The 20,607-nt window shown below is 42.8% G+C and carries 19 protein-coding genes; 3 read left to right on the forward strand and 16 right to left on the reverse strand.

Going from position 1 to position 20,607, the window contains the following annotated elements:
- The first annotated feature begins 220 nt into the window (after positions 1 to 220).
- Positions 221 to 1,159, forward strand: coding sequence for a LysR family transcriptional regulator (locus tag R7Z49_RS10990; RefSeq protein ID WP_005377737.1), 939 nt, complete (start codon positions 221 to 223; stop codon positions 1,157 to 1,159).
- A 19-nt stretch (positions 1,160 to 1,178) separates the two neighbouring features.
- Here the strand turns inward: R7Z49_RS10990 and R7Z49_RS10995 are convergent, their stop codons facing one another.
- The 4 genes from R7Z49_RS10995 to R7Z49_RS11010 all read right to left on the reverse strand — a co-directional run bounded on the left by R7Z49_RS10995 (position 1,179) and on the right by R7Z49_RS11010 (position 5,883).
- Positions 1,179 to 2,060, reverse strand: coding sequence for a YjjW family glycine radical enzyme activase (locus tag R7Z49_RS10995; protein WP_031778972.1), 882 nt, complete (start codon positions 2,058 to 2,060; stop codon positions 1,179 to 1,181).
- Between the two features lie 22 nt (positions 2,061 to 2,082).
- The gene (locus R7Z49_RS11000) at positions 2,083 to 3,627 is read right to left on the reverse strand and encodes a YjjI family glycine radical enzyme (RefSeq protein ID WP_053350580.1); all 1,545 of its coding nucleotides are present in this window, start codon (positions 3,625 to 3,627) and stop codon (positions 2,083 to 2,085) included.
- A 212-nt stretch (positions 3,628 to 3,839) separates the two neighbouring features.
- Entirely contained in the window at positions 3,840 to 4,463 is a 624-nt protein-coding gene (locus R7Z49_RS11005) for a LysE family translocator (RefSeq protein ID WP_025766704.1), read from the reverse strand.
- 202 nt (positions 4,464 to 4,665) lie between these two features.
- Complete coding sequence (locus R7Z49_RS11010) at positions 4,666 to 5,883, reverse strand: HD-GYP domain-containing protein (protein ID WP_062730628.1); 1,218 nt, start codon at positions 5,881 to 5,883, stop codon at positions 4,666 to 4,668.
- A gap of 487 nt (positions 5,884 to 6,370) precedes the next feature.
- Here R7Z49_RS11010 and R7Z49_RS11015 point away from each other — a divergent pair, with 487 nt between their 5' ends.
- Positions 6,371 to 8,074, forward strand: coding sequence for a putative bifunctional diguanylate cyclase/phosphodiesterase (locus tag R7Z49_RS11015; RefSeq protein WP_005377743.1), 1,704 nt, complete (start codon positions 6,371 to 6,373; stop codon positions 8,072 to 8,074).
- Between the two features lie 107 nt (positions 8,075 to 8,181).
- On the opposite strand, the gene R7Z49_RS11020 is transcribed toward R7Z49_RS11015, so the two are convergent.
- The 5 genes from R7Z49_RS11020 to R7Z49_RS11040 all read right to left on the reverse strand — a co-directional run bounded on the left by R7Z49_RS11020 (position 8,182) and on the right by R7Z49_RS11040 (position 12,515).
- Entirely contained in the window at positions 8,182 to 8,655 is a 474-nt protein-coding gene (locus R7Z49_RS11020; RefSeq protein WP_053303110.1) for a response regulator, read from the reverse strand.
- A complete protein-coding gene (locus R7Z49_RS11025) occupies positions 8,642 to 9,979 on the reverse strand; it encodes an ATP-binding protein (RefSeq protein ID WP_053350582.1) in 1,338 nt (445 codons plus the stop codon). Before R7Z49_RS11025 ends, R7Z49_RS11020 begins: the two co-directional genes overlap by 14 nt.
- A gap of 6 nt (positions 9,980 to 9,985) precedes the next feature.
- On the reverse strand, positions 9,986 to 11,404 hold the full coding sequence (locus tag R7Z49_RS11030) for an SLC13 family permease (protein ID WP_017634015.1): 1,419 nt from the start codon (positions 11,402 to 11,404) through the stop codon (positions 9,986 to 9,988).
- A 248-nt stretch (positions 11,405 to 11,652) separates the two neighbouring features.
- The gene (locus R7Z49_RS11035; RefSeq protein WP_017820619.1) at positions 11,653 to 12,117 is read right to left on the reverse strand and encodes a GNAT family N-acetyltransferase; all 465 of its coding nucleotides are present in this window, start codon (positions 12,115 to 12,117) and stop codon (positions 11,653 to 11,655) included.
- Positions 12,118 to 12,152: 35 nt separating this feature from the next.
- Entirely contained in the window at positions 12,153 to 12,515 is a 363-nt protein-coding gene (locus R7Z49_RS11040; protein WP_017634013.1) for a hypothetical protein, read from the reverse strand.
- Positions 12,516 to 12,994: 479 nt separating this feature from the next.
- Between R7Z49_RS11040 and R7Z49_RS11045 the strand changes: the two genes are divergently transcribed.
- A complete protein-coding gene (locus tag R7Z49_RS11045) occupies positions 12,995 to 13,552 on the forward strand; it encodes a DUF3750 domain-containing protein (protein ID WP_318111655.1) in 558 nt (185 codons plus the stop codon).
- Between the two features lie 51 nt (positions 13,553 to 13,603).
- Here the strand turns inward: R7Z49_RS11045 and R7Z49_RS11050 are convergent, their stop codons facing one another.
- The 7 genes from R7Z49_RS11050 to R7Z49_RS11080 form a co-directional block, all read right to left on the reverse strand.
- Complete coding sequence (locus R7Z49_RS11050) at positions 13,604 to 15,181, reverse strand: sensor domain-containing diguanylate cyclase (protein WP_005389121.1); 1,578 nt, start codon at positions 15,179 to 15,181, stop codon at positions 13,604 to 13,606.
- A gap of 184 nt (positions 15,182 to 15,365) precedes the next feature.
- Positions 15,366 to 15,836, reverse strand: coding sequence for a heme-degrading domain-containing protein (locus R7Z49_RS11055; protein ID WP_053350586.1), 471 nt, complete (start codon positions 15,834 to 15,836; stop codon positions 15,366 to 15,368).
- The gene (locus R7Z49_RS11060) at positions 15,833 to 16,873 is read right to left on the reverse strand and encodes an oxidoreductase (RefSeq protein ID WP_167415181.1); all 1,041 of its coding nucleotides are present in this window, start codon (positions 16,871 to 16,873) and stop codon (positions 15,833 to 15,835) included. Before R7Z49_RS11060 ends, R7Z49_RS11055 begins: the two co-directional genes overlap by 4 nt.
- An 11-nt stretch (positions 16,874 to 16,884) precedes the next feature.
- A complete protein-coding gene (locus R7Z49_RS11065; protein WP_053350587.1) occupies positions 16,885 to 17,658 on the reverse strand; it encodes a DeoR/GlpR family DNA-binding transcription regulator in 774 nt (257 codons plus the stop codon).
- Between the two features lie 178 nt (positions 17,659 to 17,836).
- The gene (locus R7Z49_RS11070; protein ID WP_053350588.1) at positions 17,837 to 18,679 is read right to left on the reverse strand and encodes a hypothetical protein; all 843 of its coding nucleotides are present in this window, start codon (positions 18,677 to 18,679) and stop codon (positions 17,837 to 17,839) included.
- On the reverse strand, positions 18,669 to 19,289 hold the full coding sequence (locus R7Z49_RS11075; protein ID WP_053303115.1) for an OmpA family protein: 621 nt from the start codon (positions 19,287 to 19,289) through the stop codon (positions 18,669 to 18,671). Before R7Z49_RS11075 ends, R7Z49_RS11070 begins: the two co-directional genes overlap by 11 nt.
- Positions 19,282 to 20,595, reverse strand: a complete 1,314-nt coding sequence (locus R7Z49_RS11080) for a TolC family outer membrane protein (protein WP_053350589.1) — start codon at positions 20,593 to 20,595, stop codon at positions 19,282 to 19,284. The genes R7Z49_RS11075 and R7Z49_RS11080 overlap by 8 nt, the downstream gene beginning before the upstream one ends.
- Positions 20,596 to 20,607: the final 12 nt, after the last annotated feature.

Genomic DNA, 20,607 nt, shown 5'->3' on the forward strand with positions numbered 1-20,607 from the left:
TGATTAAAATTACATAGAAGCTTTAGAATTGAATAAATGAAAGCATTAAAGTCCAACAAAACTAAGATAAATTTCTAGACTTATAAGCACCATCAACCCTTATGCAACCCATTAAATGCATTGAGCTCAAAGAGAAACAGGCGTGTTTCCGAGATAAACAATAGTAAAAATTTGTTTCATGCTGATATACTGCCAAAAATCATAAGAAACCATGCTATTTATGGACTACATTGCTCTTTCGCGTATAAGCCTTAAACATCTAACTGTTTTACATATGTTGTTAACCACTCACAGCGTCACACTTGCGGCAGAACGCTTGTGTGTAACACCATCGAGCGTCAGTAAAACGCTCGGACAGTTGCGCGAAACGCTAAAGGATGACCTTTTTTATCGTGATGGCACTCGCTTAGTGCCGACAGCATTTGCGCTGCATATAGGCCCATCAATCCATGGCATACTCTCCAGTATGAATGGATTATTACATCAAGGCTCTTTCAATCCGGCTTACTATCAAGGTAGTTTTTCATTAGCAATGCGTGAAAGTTCATTTGAGCTCTTTGCGCCAGTTCTACAGCACTTGTCCCAACAACTGAGCAACCACGCGCACTTGAATGTCCATGCGAAAGAGGAAATGAGCTTCGATGCATTAGCAAGAGGTCAAGTGGATTTTTTGTTGCTTCCTCACGATCTCAGCCAACCACCCACACAAAATAAAGACTTGGTCTGGAAAACCATTTTGAAAGACGAAATGGTTTGCTTAATGAGAGCATCGAACCCACTCGCTGAGCAACCCTTATCTGTTGAAAGTTACCTTTGTGCAAGACACATCGGTATTCATGATAAAGATCTGTCACAACCTTATTTTGAGCAAAATCTCACCCAAAGGCATTCAAAGCGAAACTTGGCCATGCGTGTAGCCGACTTTGGTTCAGCTGCTGTGATGTGTCAGCACTCGGATTACTTGTTCACATGCTCCAAGCTTTGGGCAAGAGCGGCAATGCAAGCAAAAGGTTTGGTTGAACAAGCTCTTCCATTCGATTACGGACAGGTAGCCTACAGCCTCGTTTGGAACAAAGCGAGCTTAAACGATCCCGCTTTAAAATGGTTGCAGCAACAATTACTCGACGCCTGCGCCATGTTAGATGCCTGTGATGCGTAAGCATAGATAAACAACGGTACTACGTGAGTACTGTCGGCACTGTGATAGGGTTACTCACGTAGCATCGAAGCTCTGATTTTAAGCGTTCGATATCATGATGAGAGCACATATCCCAAGTTAACGCCTCCCCCACTACTCCGTGATGCTGAAAGGCATTTAAACGTATAATCACCGATTCAGGAAGAGTACTCAAGTAACGTCCAATTGCTACGATTTCTATATCTAAATCACTTTTTTGGGGAATATGCAGTAAGCGGACCTCGTACAATTTTTCGTGCTCAACAAGGTACTGAAGGGTTTTAAATACACGATGATTATCACGCCCAGTTAGCCACTGATGCGTCTCCGTCTGCCACGCTTTCAAATCGATCATTGCGCCATCCAGAAAAGGTAGAATACGCTGCCAACCAGCAACCGCTAAAGAACCGTTACTGTCGATGAAACAAGAGAGGTGCCGTAATTCAGGATCTTGTTTTATCCCTTTAAACAGCTCAATAATGAAAGGAAGTTGTAAGGTAGATTCCCCACCGGATACAGTAACACCACTGATGAAAAAGCGATGTTTGCGTATCAAATCGAGCATTGTTACTACAGAGTAGTCAGTAATTTTTGGATTAGATTGGTTCTGACATATCTCTATACAATGATCGCAGTGGGTGCACTCCTCTTTAAGCCAAACAACGTTGTTGTTTTCGTCGAACTTCAATGCGCCTGCTGAACATTCACTCACACACTCACCACAATGATTACAATGGTTTATCGTGTGAGGATTGTGGCAGTTCAAACACTGATAGTTACAACCCTGTAGAAAGATGACTAGACGATTTCCTGGCCCATCAACACAAGAGAAAGGAAGGATACGAGTGACTTTTGCCAAAAGGCTTCCACTTCGTCTAGACATCTTGTTCTTTCCTAAACCGAACTTATGCCTGCGTGTAAGTCGGTGTTACTTCATGACTCACCACACGTGGCGAGCGTTCTAAAATTTTGGTATTTTTTGCTGCTTCTGCACCTAGAAACGTCGTGTTGGTTCTCGAACCTTCTTTATCATATTTCGCGACATCTGAAAGTTTGATCATGTAGCCTGTCACGCGAATTAAGTCATTTGAAGTGACATTCGCGGTAAACTCACGATAACCAGCATTTAGTGCCCCTTTACATAAATTGAACATCGCTTCTGGGTTAGATTTCACCGTTTCATCAATCGTCAAAATATCGCTGATACCCGCACGATAATACTGATGATGCTTCGCCGTTGCTTGTACATAAGTGACAGGGTCTGGCTCTGCACCATAAGGCAGACGTACACCTGGCGTAACATCATGATCTAAGCTAATGCCGCCTTGTGCATGTAAGAGCGCTTTGCCATCTAAACCATATTTCACCGGGGTTGAGTCCACCAGTTTAGCCAGTGTTGCTGAAACATCATGAGCAAAAGTATTTGCTCGATCATTTTTTCCGTATCGCCCTATTTGCCCTTCTTTTTCAAATAGAAGGTTTACCGCTTCGGCCATGCCGTAAACGCCATACATTGGCGCGAAATAGGACTCTTTTATCAACCCTTCTTGCGTCAAAAAGCCTTGAAAGAAGTTCGATTTTTCATGCAAGTGCGTGCTTCTTGCGTTTATGAGCTCGACCATTAATCGATGGTAAGAAGGCAACGCACTGTTTAAGAAGTCGTTACAGTCTGATGCTCGTTTTGCAACTTCTTTTAAATTCATTCGCACCAATGTGTTCGAGCCACCTGCTAATGGAAGCGAGTTGTAGCAACTTACAATACCAAAGCGTGAGCCGTTGTAGGCTTTCGTGTGCATTGGGTAATTGGCGATATGCGGTTTACTGCATTCACAAATGTTCTGTGTCGCTTGACGAAGTAAATCATCAGGTGTAACTGTCTCGTCGTACATAAAGGTGAGATTCGGTGCAATCTGCTTGAGCTCCGCATCTACTTTTAAAACAGTGCGACAAATAATGTTGTCTGTCGGTCCGACATTCACATGCATAAACGCATCTGGCAATGTGCGATCCAGCATGATCCAAAAATGTTTTAACTTTTTGTAAATCTGGCTCTCTGTTAGGTCGCCTATGTAAGGCAACAAGACATCATCTAACTGGCCTAAGTAAACCGGAATGTTCGTTACCGAAGGAACATGATGGTAAATGATGGTCAGCATGTTCAACGCATCATCGAAATCATCAGCCGGAGACAACTCTAAATAGTCTGAGCCTTGCGATAGAAATTTAGCGTAATCAGGCAACACATAGCGAGGTTTAAACGGTGCATGACCTTCAAACATATCGCAGATGATGCCTTCATCCATTGCTTGTCTCAGTGATGGAGATACGGTCATGTAAGGAATGCACGCTTCAGCCTCTAAAGCTAAAAAACTCGACTTCTGTTTTGGAGAAAGACGGACGTCGGTCGCGATATCTAGAAAACGTTGTTGTAGTTTAGAAAGGCTTGTCATCTAAGATATTCCTACAAAGTAACCACAAGCCCACAAGACAAAATACGAGCCCTACCCCTAAAGAGTAACGTGATTTTACTCCTACTTGGCTGTTGCCACTAATGAAAATAAACAAAACGTCTATTTCCATTCTGGAAATAAGACAAAGCTAAATTAGCGCATTCCAACTTACTATATGGGAAAACCTAACTGCGTACCGAAGTCTGTCTTATTTATCGGTTTGCCGTCGACAACATCACGCCTGCACCAATAAATACTCCACCAGTCAAACGATTGAACAACTTCGCTCTTCCAGCGACAAACAACCAATCGGAGGCTTTTACCCCTAACAATGCATAAAATGTTAGCCAGCTAAGCTCAAAAACCACAAATGTAGACGCGAAAATCGCGTATTGAGACAGTAGCGGTGCGGAAGGTTCTATGAATTGAGGAAACAAAGCGGTGAAAAAGACTATCGCTTTGGGATTACTAGCGCCAACAATGAAACCACTAGTGAACGCGCTAAACGCTGTCGCGGAACTTTGAGTCGTTGCCGTTTTATTAAAATCTGTCTGAGATGAGCGCAACGCTTGAATACCTAACCAGATTAAATAAGCGGCGCCACACCATTTGATAATATTAAAAACTAACTCAGATGAAGCAATGACAACTCCCAGCCCGGTAAATGAGAGCGTAAGGATGATCGTAATCGCAGACAAACTGCCAAGCGCAGTCATGAAAGCAATACGAAACCCACTACTCACTCCTTTACTCAAACACAACAGTGAGCTTGGTCCTGGTGAAGCTGTGAGCACGAGAATGGCAAGAGTGTAAAAAATCCATGTATCTATTTGCATTAGCATCCCTTCCAGCAAAATGAGGTTTATAGCCCATTGTGTATAGAACTATTTTATCGCCCGGTTTCTATCCATGAAGCCGAGGTCTTAATAACCATCTTGCATCTAAATAACTTAGAAAAAATTAATAGATAGTTATGCAAATAAAATACGATCTACATGCAAGGATGTAAAGCCTGTTGTATAAGCTTATCTATTTCTCTTAATCATAAAAAGGCTTAGGATCGATCTCTAACGATGAAGGCGCGATCGCTCTTTCAATTTTGTACGCACTCGTTTTTAAATCCACCATCGTGACATCAATGTATCGTTTATACTTGCGGGAGTAGAAACATTTCACTTCTGGCTTTAATGCTTGAGATTCATTTGAAGACCAAACAATACCAACACGCCCATCGTTCAACTCGACAATGGAGCCTACGGGGTACATCCCAATGCAATTAATGAATTTGTAAACTAAGTCGGCGTCTAAATGAAATGGCGTTAGACTCAACAAGATTTTAAACGCTTCCGCAGAACTCATGCCTTTTTTGTAACAGCGATCAGCCGTTAGCGCATCGTAGATATCTACAATACAGCTCATACGGCCGTGAATTGGAATCTCCTCCCCCTTCAAGCCTCTAGGATAACCATTGCCATCTAACTTCTCGTGGTGCATCAAACAAACATCACGGCTTACGTCACTAAGTCCTTTTACGTGAAGGATTATCTCACCTGCGAACACTTGATGTAGCTTCATATGTTCAAATTCTTCAGGCGTTAGCTTCGCTGGCTTGTGCAAGATCTTATCATCGACTTTAATTTTACCTACATCATGAATAATGCCACCTACAGCAAGCTGTTTTAGCGTTGGCTTATCCAAGCCCAAGTACTTACCGAATGACACTAAAAGACAAGCGACATTGACGGAGTGTTCCAATAAGTAAGAGTCTTTTTTTCGGAGTGCAGAGACACACTGCAACGCATCTGAGTCAATCAAAACACTTTCAATGACATCGTCAGCCCAAGCTTCTACTTCATCAACTTCAATGATTTTTCCTTCAAAAGTTTGATTCAATAGTTTCTGCGCCAAATCTTTTGCTTCAGCGATCAGCTTTTTGGCTCGCTTGTGTTGGATGTCTCTCGAACGATAAGCTCGTTGACCCCTCTTAAAATCGGAGTGTTTCTGCTCTCGCGTCTCATTAGTGGCATCAGTTGATTCATCTACAGGCTTGAAGACACACTGCTGCGAAGATAATGTTTGATCTACCCAAACATACTTTACGCCACTTGTAGCAAGCTTCTTAATGCCTTCAGGGCTAGATATCCGCCCCGCATTTGCTAAATTGACGCGCTTGTTGTGCTCTATCGCGGTGACAAACATACCAACGCCGATATCAGCGAGCGCAATTTTGATTGAATTTTTCGGATCGTACTGCATATAAAGAAGGCTTACTCGATATTAACGTCCGCATTATAAGAGATTTGATTACTTGGCGTGATAATAAATTTGAATTGATTACAATTAATGAGCATCCTGTCAATTAATAATCGGTCGCGCTCATTAAGTCCTTTTTGTTATTATGGTTTTATCCAAGATAACATATATACAAATGACGTTAGAAAACAGCACATTGATACCGACACAACTGAAAATAACTTTAGGATAATTATTCATAAATATTTATAGATTGCGGACGGCATCAATAACTGTATTTTATAAATGATTTTTACTGTTGACTATTTTTTATAAATGTCGATGATTAGCCGCCTAATCTTAGTATGTTATTAACCTAGTAGCGCATAAAATGATAGCCAAACAATTTGAACTGACACTTTTGTGATTGTAATGTACGCCAGCAGATCAACTCTATGTTATCAACCCCAACACTCATCTCTGATGCTAAAAGGCTCGAGGAGGAAATATCTTGACCACCATATTTGACCAACAAGTCTCAGATAGTGACCGAGAGTTCCTAAAAATCGTCGAAGAACGATTCATTCATATCTTCGATGTATTTAACGAAGGCCTCTTTTACATGGATGAGTTTGGCACCATGGTATTTTATAACAAGGGCTTTTATGAGCAGCTTGGTATCAACGCTGGTCGAATCAGCTTAGAGCAATGGTTAGACCTTGTTCACCCTCTCGATCGAGAAAGACTCTCCACTCGGGTCGATGCTCACATCATTACCAACAACACGAGGGTCACAACGACCTACCGCGTGCGTAAACCCAATGGACAGTACGTCTGGATTGAAGGCGTAGCCATGACCAAAGAAACAGAACATGGTCATTATATGGTTGGTAGCCACCGTGATATTTCTGAACGCAAGCTGATGGAAAGCTACATTCATCAAGTCGCATTTCATGACAATGCGTCAGGTATGGCTAATCGCGCCCATCTCTTGCTGGATATTGAAGATAGTGTGCGAGCCACTGATTCTTGTGCATCTATCTGTTACATTCAGATAGAAGAGATTAAATCTTACTTAAATCAATATGGCAGCGAGTTGGTCGATGGGTTAGTGGAAAAATTGCTACAAACTCTCAGTCACCTACCTTCTCCAAATAGTTCTGTATATCGCGTACATGATGATGACTTTGCGATTTTGATTCACGATGAATGCTCGGTAGAAACGCTGCAAAGTTACGCCGAAAGTTTAAAGGAAACCTACCACGAGGCAGTGATTGAAGAGGGCCAATACTTAGGAAGTAACATTAGTATTGGTTTGTATCCTTGCATAGATCCAAGTCACTCAGCAGAGGAAATATTGCGTAAAGCAGCACGAACTTGTCAGTACGCAAGCGAGCAGAATAAAGACCGTGTTGCGGTTTACAGTGAGAAAACTCAGCATGCCGTAGACCGTTATTTCTTTATTGAACAAGGTCTAAAAAGTGCATTAGAAAAACAGACATTAAGCGTTAAGTTTCAGCCAATTATTGACGCCAAAAGCTCAAAAGTAGTGAGCTTCGAATCTCTGGTTCGCTGGCGTAGCAAAGAGTTTGGCGAAATTTATCCAGACGAATTCATCCCCGTCGCAGAGAACAAAGGTTTGATTGTCGAGCTCGGATATCAAGTCTTTGCCAAAGCGTGTGAATTTATCAAAAACTACCGTGAGCGTTACCAAAACCAAGTTCGTGTAAACGTGAATGTTTCTGTACTTCAGTTAATGAATAGTGAATTCCCTGCGCGAATTAAAGCCATGGCGGATGAGGTTGGTGTCGATCCTGAGTCTATTGTGTTGGAACTAACAGAAACGTTTATTTTGGATAATAATCAGACAGCCATTGCCCCTCTGAATACCCTCAGGGAACTAGGATTTGCACTCTCTCTGGATGACTTTGGATCGGGTTACAGTTCATTAAATAGCTTCTTCGACCTCCCGATGACACAAATCAAAATTGATAGGTCGATGGCGTGGAAAACACTAACCAACCGCTCTTCACAAGAATATCTGAAGTTTCTTATCACTATGTGCCAGGAAAATAATATTGAAGTAGTGATTGAGGGAATTGAAGACGCCAAAATGTGTGAATTTTTTACCGAAATGGGCGTCGATTATCTGCAAGGTTATTGGTTCTCTAAGCCACTTTCTGTTGCCAGTGCAAGCCGCTATTCGTTGAGTTAAGCATACTAGAGCAATATTCCGCACGGCCACGTTAAACATGCTGAACTATTCACTATAGATTTCAGACACTAACTGGCCGTGACGAAAACAAAGCTTAATGCCCCCTATTAACGTAGGCGTTCAAACACCACACTCTGATCTAAATGTTCGTGATACTGAGTGTAATCTAAGCCCACATCAAAGATATATTGGGTCACCAGGTTTCTAACGCACTCTATTAATTGGCTTGCTTGCCATGGTTTTTCAAAGTAGCGGTCAATGCCTGCGGAGTTGATCGCATTAATCGTATCGGTGTGCGTCGCTTGCCCGGTAAGAAGCACTTTCCTCGTAAAGCCAAAACGACCGTCTTTTGATACATCGGTCAGCAGCTCTACTCCCGTTTTACCTGGCATCACATGATCGGAAATAATCAATGCGATCATCTCGCCTTCTGCATCAAATTCATCCATCAGTTCTAGAGCCTCACCTGCTGATTCGCAGTCTTCGATATTCAACCACTGATTTAACGGCTCTAAATCTTGTAGAACCGCGCTTAGTACCTCTCGTTGGTCATCAACGCAAATTACATTAAGCTTCTCCATGTTCACCCTCTACTGGTAACTTGATTCTAAAAATCGTTTTTTCACTGTCGCTCTTTACTATAATAGAGCCGTTATATCCGGCGATAATGCGCTTCACAATCGACAGACCTAACCCTAAACCAAACGACAATCCCCCCTTTTTAGTGGTGAAGTTTGGCCGGAAAATTTTTCTACGTGTCGCTTCATCAATTTCTGGTCCATTGTTAGCAATCGTGACCAAAATTTTACCCTTACTCTCCCGAGTATGTATTTCGATACCGGGTTTCTCCGTTTCACCAAGTGCATCGCACGCATTCTTTAATATATTTACCCAAACTTGGACGAGTTCGGTTTGAGAACCAATAAAAGCAGGTAAATCCGCAGGGCTAAAACGAACACTCACTCGTCTTAAGTCACTTTGCAATAGAGCCAAGGCGCGATTGATTGAATCATTGATGTTAATCGCTTCATCCAAGTCGATATCCGTGCGCCCCAATTGTTTTACGGATCGCACAATGCCAACGGTATGTTTAGAAGCGATGCGTAAGTCATGGAGATCTCGCCCCATTTGCCAGAAACGTATCGCTTCTTCTGGTCTTTTTAGCCAATGTTCCGAAAGGAAATTATTTGGAACGGCACGTGCAAGATCACGAGCAACCTCCTTGGTTAAACCGTAGTATTTTTCGAAGTGGCGCCCCCGCTTTCTCGCTTCGCTAGAAGAGACTTTCTGCCCTTGCATTAAACCAAAATCAAAAAATTGACTCGCTTCCGGATGAACTTCTTCAAGCAGTTCCATGATAACTGTCTCTAGCCGTTCTGATTTACTGCTTACAACGCCTATCGCATTGTTCAACTCATGAGCAATACCCGCTGCAAGCTGCCCCAACGTTGTCATTTGCTCTGCGGTATGAAGCTTTTGTAGTGCTTTTTCTTTAGCCAATGCCTCTTGCATTGCGCGCCGTTGACGACGAGATAATTCGTTAACCATCACAGGCATAAATTGTGTCGTCAATGGCCCGTATGTCGCCTCTTCCACGGCAGGCGTATCACGCTGTATCCAAGCCAATTCAACATCGGTTTGAGCAATCACTGTCGAAGAGGCAGTCCACGTACCAGAAAAGAAACTATGTACGCCAATAAACGCTCCTTGAGACGCAGAAAATACCTGAATCGGTTTCTTGTCATCTTCCGCGTAATAGCCCGCCAGTTCTCCCGACAGCACATAGTACAAGCGATCGTTGTAGCCAGCTTGCTCAATAAGCACCGACCCGGATAGAACCGTTAATCGGCGTTCAAGGTGATTAAAGTAGCGTTGTACTAACGCGTCTAACTTCGTTTCGTACATGGTGGGTTATCCAATATGCCCAACAGTATGTAAAATCCACACCATCACAAAACTGAGTAATACGCCAATCACGCCTAGCACGGCACCGATACGAGCCATTTGGCCGCTCTCGACATGCCCTGTTGCATGAGCTAACGCGTTTGGTGGCGTACTGATTGGTAACGACATACCGAGTGAAGCGGCAAATGTCACGACCAAGATCAGAGTAACTTCACCGCCGAGAGGCGTTAGCGAAGCCATAGAAGTACCCAGCGCAGCCATTATCGGCATCAGCAAGTTTGCGGTGGCTGTATGCGACATAAAGTTTGCCATTAACAAGCACAAGAAAGCCGCACCAAACAAGACAACATATGGCGAGAACTGATCAAACGGAATGCTGTGTACCACCAGCTTCGCAAGCCCGGTTTTATCTAGAGCAAGGCCCAGAGCAATACCGCCTGACACCAACCAAAGCACATCCCAAGAGATTTTCTTCAAGTCTTCTTTGTTAATGATGCCCGTCAATGAGAACACTGCGACCGGAATTAATGCTACTGTGTAAGAATTCATTCCATGTGCAGAACCCATCAACCAAAGAATAATCGTGCCGGCAAAGGTGACGTAAACCATTATTGCTTTGGGTGTTTTCAAAAACTTGCTTTTAATGTTCAGATCGATGGTGGTTTGTTCGGCTTTATACAAAAAGCCAATCAGAAACCAGGCTAACGCCATCATCACAATAACGAATGGCACACCAAATACCATCCATTCACCAAACGTAATTAAGTTGTCACCAACCAAATACTTTAGGGCGATGGCATTCGGTGGCGTGCCGATTGGAGTACCAATGCCACCAATGTTGGCTGCAACAGGAATACACAAGGCGAATGCAATTCGACCTGGGTCTTTAGGCCCGAAAACCGCTATCACAGGGGTTAAAATGGACAACATCATCGCTGTTGTTGCGGTGTTTGACATAAACATGGAAAAAACAGCTGTGATCAGCATCAACCCCAGCATAACGAACTTTGGTTTTTGTCCAAATGGTTTGAGTAACACTCGGGCTAAGTTGACATCTAACCTGTACTTTGTCGCCGCCATAGCCAAAAAGAAACCGCCGAGGAAGAGCATGATAATCGGACTAGCGAAGGTCGCCATTATCTCGTTATATTGTAATAGCTCACCAAAATGTGGCTGCCCTTCTTGCAAACGAAAGAGCACAATACCTTTATTTGATACAAGCAATAGCTCTAGGACAATGATCACAACCGAAGTGGCGTAGATTGGAATTGGCTCGAATACCCAGCAAAGTGCGGCAAGCAAGAAGATTGCAATCACTCTTTGCTGGACGATAGTAATGCCATCAAATGGGAACGCAGAGAGAGGCATTAACCAAACAAGCAATGGTATCAATGTTGGAACAACGTATTTGAGATAAGGGCGCATAGTACTACTTCTCTTCCTGAGATGGTTAGCCAGACACATTTGGCGTTTGGAACGCTATTACCCGCCGCAAAACCAAAACTTTCAGACTGTTTTTAAGCCTTCAGAGACGAAATGCGGTAATGGCGTTCCAGAGAAGATTATGTACACTGTTTTCAAACAAAACGTTGGTGCGAGATCAATGAACTCGTTTTCACATTGGAAAACATTTTATATCTGTGTTCAAGCTCACTAAATGCTCACTATTTAAGTTAAATATACTTTTCCATCATAAAGTTAGTTAAGGTTTCTCCCCTAACCTCAACACGTTGTCGAGACTTAACTGTGAAACCCATTTTCTCGTAAAAAGGTCGGGCGGTAATACTCACTTCAGAATACAGTCGTTTTATCCCCTGTACTTTCGCCTGTGAAAAAAGAAAAGACATCAAATCACGACCAACACCTTGTCCTTGGTATTCATGATGGCAAAAGAAATGATCAATCAAGCCGTCACCTTGCAAATCACAATAGCCAACGACCTGCCCTTCTATCTCCGCGACGTATGGTTGAATATCGTCCATTTTTCGTTGCCACACATCGAGGTCAAAATCTGATGGTGCCCAAGCGGAAACTTGTGATTCCGTATAATCGCGACGATTAATGATTCGCACAGTATGGTAAAAGAGTGCCCACAGTGTTGGGGCATCCTCGGTGCGATAACAGCGTATTGAGAGCATCAATTTCCTCATTCCTATTCAATAAATACTAAGCATTAACGCAAAGTGATACTAGTGAACTCATCATTTTCAATGCCAATCACTAAAGGCTTCCCAATCTGATCACTGTTCATCAATACGGTAGTATTCAGCTCACGGCTTGATCTGCGTATATTGCTTTTTCTTATGATATGAATATTCACAATATAATCGGAATACTCCTTTGTGATTCCGCCGGAAAATTCTACGTGCTCACTTTCATTGTCTCGGACAACATGAAATTTTCGATTGGCTTGAATATCAGTACTGATGGAGGAATCACCATAGTTCAGCACAACGGACGTTGGTTCGCTATCTTGATTGGCAAAACAGCCAAATGCGAACATGCTTAATGCGAGTATACTTTTTGATTTAAACATTAATTATTCTATTTCTAGTTATTTTTCTGCTATTTGCATGACCAAACAGCACTTGTTCTGTGAGCGCCTATTGTGCCATAGCTGAACGCTGACTCTAAACGCGCAAAAAGATGAGCGATGAAGATTCCGCCCAAAACAAGCAAATGTGAGACAATGTGAGGGTCCCAAACTCACTCAATCAGTCAAAATCCACTGTAAATATCTGTTTTTTAATGCTTTTAATTCATGTGGTCGTGTAAGGAATACATACAACCTCTTACTTTTTCATACGCAACTAGACGAATCGTTCGAGAAATACGGCATCGTCTATGCCACATGTTACAAATCGGCTTACCTTATTATTACGTATGAACTGGAATTATGGCACTAACTTCCCTCTCTCTTTTAATAAGGAGAGGATTTCAACAATCAGGCTTGCCACGTTTTTATAGCTAAAATCAGTAGAGCGTTACCAACATCGGTTGGTCTAGGAGCAATAAATGAAAGACCCTCTCAACTTTACTTACCTTGTAAAAATTTGGCTCATGTCAATCGCGGTTATGCTGGGTGGATGCACTCAAGGAGATTGGCGTACTGCTAGCAGAGAACCTGCGGGTATCGCACCCGACCCTTCTAATGTTAAGCATGCTGTGATTGAGTTTTACGCCGCAGATGCGTTTGGTTGGCGAGGCTGGTTTGCTGTTCATACATGGTTTGCAATAAAGCCTGAAAATGCGAACGAATATACAGTGTATGAAGTAGTCGGCTGGAGAGTGAATCGCGGACAACCCGCTCTATATAAGTACCAAACTGGGACGCCAGATCGATATTGGTATGGTGCAAAACCAGAAAAGATCCTCTCCATACAAGGTGAAAAGGCCCGCCAGCTTATCCCTAAAATACAAAGTGTTATTAACCAATACCCTTGGGCTGAAGAATATACGCTGTTTCCAGGGCCAAATAGCAATACATTTCCGGCTTGGGTGGGTAAACAAATTCCAGAGTTAGAGCTAAACTTGCCGTTTCGCGCAATTGGTAGCGGTTACGCCAGCGATTAACAGCAAAGGTTAGTCACTGGCTCGTTTTATGTTCAGCATAAAGCGCAATATCTATTGTGCGTCGTCACCCAACTCCGTTCTATTTCTTCCATTATGTTTCGCTTTATACAGTGCATTATCGGCGTCTTTCATTACCGCTTCAATTGGTGTGTCATTGCCTTTCCAGTGAGAAACGCCCAACGAAACCGTGACCTTACCAACCACCTGAAAGTCATGTTGTTCCACGTTGTGTCTAATACGCTCTGCAACATCCATAGCGTGGTTTACGTCTGTTTTTTCCAAAAACATCATAAACTCTTCACCGCCAGAACGACACAGGTGATCATTAGAGCGAGCTTGGTCTTTCATTAACTGCGCAAACTCTCTAAGTAAGTTGTCACCCACGTCATGGCCATAGTTATCGTTTACGCTCTTAAAGTGGTCAATATCTAGCGCCAAAACAGAGAACGCGGTATTTTCCTGCTTAAACAAACCAAGAACTTTATCTAATCCACGTCGATTCAATAATCCAGTCATCGAATCTGTTAATGTATCCAGTTGCAGCTTATCAATGGTTTTTGACACGATACCAAATGCTTTAAGAAAACTAAGCTTCAAATGTGAGACCTCAAAATACCAAGACTTAACCAGTTTGAGATCATCGATAGATGATGAATGTTCTTCGACACCTCGCACAGCACCCGCTAACTGCCAAAGTGGTCTAGAAATAAGAAGGGACAAGAACCAAATTAGCAACAAAGTTAATAAACCAATTGGAATCGACTTAAGGAAAACATTCCACATCTGTTCATCTAGCACAGATAACGTCATCGATTTCGGGCGCTGAGCAACAATTCCCCATCCTGATGACTTTACTGGCGCATAACCAGCAAGCATTTCGACGCCGCGAGAGTTAACAATTTCTTTGTTGCCGCTCTGCCCCATCGTCACCGCTTTGATTGCTTCATTATCGTCGATTACTTCACCAACCCTCGATTGATCTGGGTGATAAATCAGAGTGTTACTCTCATCGACAACGTAAAGGAAAGAACCATCTTTGTATGCGTGCTGGCTGAGTAACTCTGCGAGAATATTTTCTTTTTCTAGATAAATAGTGCCGCCGATATAACCTAAATATTCATTAGATTGAGAAAATATAGGGTATGAGATGGTTAACAAGTAATTTCCAGCGGGCGATATAAATGGTTCAGTAACAACTGGTGCTTGAGCGTTTAAAGATTGGCGTTTTCTTTCACCCACTAACCTTACACCTTTCACCTGAAGTGTTTCAGGTGATACGGAAATAATAACCCCTTTTGCATTAACGACAACCACAGAGTTAAATGATTTGGTTTGCGTTCTTAATCTCTCAGCCTCTTTATCAAGAAGCTGAGCGTCATGCATCTTGTCTTTTAGCACGTTCGCACTGTATTTTAGCTGCGACATTGAGCTTTCTATGAAAGAGTCTGTCATTTCAGACATTTTTTGGGCGTAAACACGGTTTGATTCTAACGTGTTATTGATGATGAGATCCCTTTGAACACGATAAATCGAGTAGAATGCGTTGATCAAAGTGACAAGCACACTGAACACACATAGGGTGACAATAAGATTTCTAAGATTGAGTTTTTCTTTTCTTCTAAAAGACATTGCCAATGGCCAACTTTGAAGGCTTTCTATATGAATGAGCGTATAGGTTATATGAAATTGATTTGATTTTCAGGTAGTAAGTTGGGATCAATGTTAATATTTGCTCACATTAAAGAACACTTTATGAGCTAAAAAGAGAATTCAGTAGCACGATAAAGAACCGTGCTACTTTCATATTTGGCGTTTAAGAGGGTTTTGTCTCTATCATCGTTTTTAATATATCCACAACTAGCTGATGATCATCTAACTGCGGTAAACCCGATACCGTCACAACCCCAACCAAACCAGACCCAGAAAGCCGAATTGGGAACGCGCCACCATGAGCACAGTACTCACGAGCATCGAGATGAGGCTGATTTTCGAAATCACGTTGCTTTTGCTTGTTGTACAGAGAAAGATAGTAAGAGCTGTGGCCATACCTTAATACTGAGTTTCGCTTCCTACGGACCCAATCTAAATGATCAGCGCAGGTTCCTGCCATCGCGTATTGAAATAGCGTTTGTCCAAAGCCGTAAACCTCAATAGCAACAGCCGCGCCGCGAGCTTCAGCCTCTTCTTTTAGAGCGAGGCCGATAGACCACGCAATATGGTGATTAAATTCCGCCAACTGAAGTTCATGCTCTTGCAGGGCCACGAGTTCAAGCGTCAAACTCATGGTTTCACCTGAATCGTTTTACCCGTTTTACTGCTTTCCAATGCCATCTCAATCAGAGCGATATTCTGTACTGCTTGAGCGGCAGGAACCGGGTTATCAGTGCCCAAACGAATGGCGTCTGCCACACCAACAAAGTAAGCTTGGTACGCGCCTCTCTCCGTTTTGATAGTTTGCGCACCGTCTTCGTCGTAACGGACGCCGTATAACGCCTCATCTTCTTCCGACCAAGCATCGTTTTCCGGCAAACGGCCTTCTTTTAAGTAGCCCTCTTGAGGATCTAATCCGAACTTTTCATATTTAGCTTCCGTACCCAATACTTTGTAGCGGAGATTCGGCTCTGGGCTATACAAGTTTGAATGCAAGTGCACAATATGCTCAGGGTAATGAAGTATCAAGTTGTAATAATCAATCGTCGTCGCGCCCGGACGCATCATTCGACATTGTGCGTCTATCGCATCTGGCAAGCCAAACAACACCAATGCTTGATCGAGAAGATGAGGAGCAAGGTCGAATAGAATACCACCGCCATCTTGAGCCTGCTCTCGCCATCGTTGACGAACTTCAGGGCGGTAACGGTCAAAGTGTGACTCAAACAGCTTTATATCACCTAACTTACCTTGTTCGATAAGAGATTTAACCGTGAGAAAATCTCCATCCCAACGTCTATTGTGAAAAACGCTCAGCACTAGACCTTTCTCTTCCGCCAAGGCGATAAGTTCATTACCGTCTTCTATACGAGTAACAAACGGTTTCTCGACGATGACGTGTTTCCCATTGTTCAACGCACGCTTTGCAAGTTCGTAATGTACGTCATTTGGCGCAGTAATGATTACGAGCTCTGCATCACTATCATCGAGTAAAGTATTCGCATCAGAAAACCACTTAGCATCTGGCCAATCATTTTGAACCGCCTCCTGTTGACGAGAGCTTATCGCGCTCAGCGTTAAATTTGGTAGCGCTTTAATGAAGGGTAAATGAAACGTTTTTGCTGAATATCCGTAACCAATCACAGCGGTTTTTACGGGATCGTAAGCCATTCTAAGATTCCTTATTTCGGTGACACAACAATACATTCAATATCATTGTGATCGAGGAGTTGTTGAAAATCTGATTGAGGGGGATGATCGGTAATAATGATGTCGATCTTTGACAAATCACATACGTGGTGGAAATTGTCGCTACCAATTTTTCGGGATTCACAAACGACGATGACCTGCTGAGCTTGAGCAATCATCGCTTGTTTCATTGTTGCTTCTAACAAACTATTTGTTGTCAGCCCTCGGGATGTCAATGCACACACGCCAATGAACGCTTTGTTCACGTGATACTGCTGCATTTGCTGCTCTGCTTGCGCCCCTAAAACTGCTCTGGCATAAGGGTCAAAGTGTCCGCCTAAGAAATGAACGTCCATTGTGTCGTTTGTCTCAGCAGCGGTCAGCACATCAATGCTGTTAGTAACGACGTTGAGCTTGTTTTCTCCACAACGCGCTTTTCCTGCATAGAGTGGGAGCAGAGACAAAATGGTGCTGGTATCAATAACAAGATGGTCGCGCTCATCCAACAACGCTGCGGAAGCTTGAGCTAGTCGATGTTTAACGTCACTCACGGGTCGACTCGCGTATGCCTCGGTATGGGAAGAGATCGGCGCAAGCATGACACCACCTCGTATTCTTTGTAACCCAGGTTGCTGACTCAACTTAACTAAGTCTCGACGAGCTGAATCTCGCGAGATACCAAAGTACTCACAAACTTCAGACAACGTTACTTTATTTTGCTGATCCAGCTTCGCTCTGAGCGCTACGAGTCTTTCTTCTTGTGTCATAACTTAAATTCACTTAAGTGATTTTAAGTAAACTTGCCACAATGATAGAAAAATTACCAACAAAACCACTTATAACCAACTCAATTGACCAAAAGTTAACCAAAGATAAATGAGCAGCAAGGCAAAACTTCCTAGGACGGTACGTTCACTCAAGCCCACATAGTTAGGCGTATGAAGTTTATTTATACCCGTTTAAAACAACTGGCTCATCTAGCCCTAACTTCACTCTATTTCTTTTAATAAGCGCTTTTGGTAGTGGAATAAACCCAGCATTTCGTACCTGTTGTGTATTGTGGTCGGTTGTAAGGAGTTCAAATAGTTTTGATTTTGTGATCTTCTGATTAGTGTCGAATTGTTTATTTATATAAACGTAATAGACCACGGAAAATGGATAGCGAAGAGAATAGATGCAATCTGTGCTCAAAGAGCATGAGTCATCGTTATGATGAACAGAGAGAGCCTTGTAGCTCGACCACTGTTCTGAGTATTTAAAATCGGAGTATCGCATATAAGCTTTGGCTGACAAGTCGTCGCTTAAAGCCCGTTTCAATCGGTCTTCATCAAGCATTTGAATCGATGATTGGCAACCATTAGAGCTCACATCTGGGTTACTTAAACGCATCTGCCCGAAAGCATACGTATTTGCATCACAGCGTTTCAATTCACTAACGGAAAAACTATCTACTGTACTCTTTTGACTATTGATTACGACAATAGCGTTTGCCATTAAAAACAAACGTGTAGGCCTGTGGCCTCTTTCTCGTTGAAATCGGGAGATGTTTTCATCTGACCATTTCTTAGATGTGATCGCAATAGAGGTTCCGTCATTTAGCATGTCGTTAAAACCACCAGACTGAGATGCAAGCGCTACATTTACACTTGGCTCATCTATCAATGTTTCTATCGTTTCTAGTATCTCTGGCTCGACAAAAATCGATGTTCGAGCCTCAGAGTCAGAAAATGCCAGCGGTGAAATCAAACATGAAGTTAGAGCAAGGAAAGGCAAGACTTTAATTTTCATAATTCAGCTCCAACTTCGAATTAGGTGTCAACTCGCTGTCCGAACTAAATATAGTCCACGCTTGTTCCGTACTTTCAGCTTTCGTGTTTACAACAGCAATTGTGCGCCTTTCCCGTTTTTTTAGTTGTACCGTCAATGCCGTATTCTGATAAAACTCTTGCTCTTCAATTCGATTATCTTGAATGCCGTTTCTCACTAGCAATTCTCGTATAGCTGCCGTCCTTTTCTTTGCCAACGCTTTGTTGTATTCGAGTGACGCTTCAGGGCTTGTGTCTCCTATCAGTATGACTTGCGCATTTGGGTTACTCTGAAGCAGTGCTTTCAACTCGCTTAGCGGCATATCATGAGATGGCGTTACCTGATGCTCATCCATCGCAAAGAAAAAGCTGATCAGGTGTGTCTGCGAGTCGTTGACCCAATTCGCACAGCCTTCACTGTCAACAACCACACCTTTTGGCGTATCTGCGCAGTTATCTCGTTGGTTTATCACGCCATCACTATCATTGTCTTTAAGGTCGTTGTACTGGTAAGTGGTCAACGTCGTATTCGGTGATTCAGCACAGCCTGCTAACATGAAAACTAGAAGACTCGTCACTGCGAATTTATCCATTATTGTTCTCCTTCCAGTTCTCTGGATACTCAACTCGCAACGCATAAGTCAGAATCCCCATCGAGTTGAATAAACGGTAAGTGGCAACCAAATGATCGTACTTTGTTCGGGTGTAGTTCCGTCTCGCAACAAACGTTTCAACTTTGGCATCTAATACATCTAACAAACTGCGTCGCCCTACATTGAACTGCTGGATGTACCCTAATTCAGTTACTTTCGCCGCATCAACGTTGACTTTTAAAAACTCCATTTGCTGTTGAAGCAATGTATGTGCGTCCCATGCCAGCCTTACACCTTCATTCGCATCTAGTTCTGCATTTGCTCGAATAGCCCTCGCCTCCTCTACTCGCCAGGCAGATGACTCCACTCGGGAGTCTGTAGAAAAGCCGTTAAAAAGATCGTAGTTGATCGTCAGCATAACCTTTGCATCTTCGTTAATGCCTTCAATATTATCCACGTTGTCTGTTTTGTTGGCTGACAGCTCAAGCTTGAGCTCTGGGTAGTAATCCCCCTTTTCTCTTTTTACTTCATGTCGAGCCGCCTCTAAATCTTTCATCGCTGACTGTATGGATGGGTGCAACCTAACCGCTTGTTTGAGTGCTTCGTCAAGCTTATTCGGAAGCAATTCCTGCGGGTAAACAGGCTCAACTAAGTTTTGCGGCGCTCGACCAACCAAACGTACAAATCTTGTTCTAGCATCGGAAAGATTGTTTTGGGCGGCAATCAATGAGGACTGTGTTGTCGCGACACGCGAAGAAACCTGTGCTAAATCGGAGTTGCTGGTTAAACCTTTTTCTTTTTTATCTAGAATGAAACGGTAGATCTCTTGGTGTTCACTTAGGTTTCTTTCTGTCAGTTTCATCAACTCTCGGGCATGTAAAACATCCACATACGCTCTGACAGTATCTAATGCGACATTTTCCGCAGATGCCAATAAGCCCAAGCGTTCAGCTTCAGCCTCGTAAGATAAGCGATCAACGTCAGCACTTGTTTTAAATCCATCAAATAACAGTTGGGAGATTCTTACGCCCATCTCCGTTCTTTCTAATGTTCTATCTTCACTGTCGATGTAGTTTCCGTTGTTATATCGAGTACCTTCGTACCCTGCTGCTGCATACAAATTAACCTGAGGAAGAAATGAACCATTTATGGCATTTCGGTCTCGTACCATCGACTCATAGCGAGAATAGCGAGCAAGCAAACTTGGGGAGCTATCGAGAGATAACGTAACTGACTCTTCTAAAGTCAAAGCGTTTGGCGACGATGATACTGCAAACAAGACCAATAACGTTGATTTAAGCCGCATCTTATATCCTTA

It is taken from the genome of Vibrio sp. 1562 (assembly GCF_033340155.1).
Lineage (GTDB): Bacteria > Pseudomonadota > Gammaproteobacteria > Enterobacterales > Vibrionaceae > Vibrio > Vibrio alginolyticus.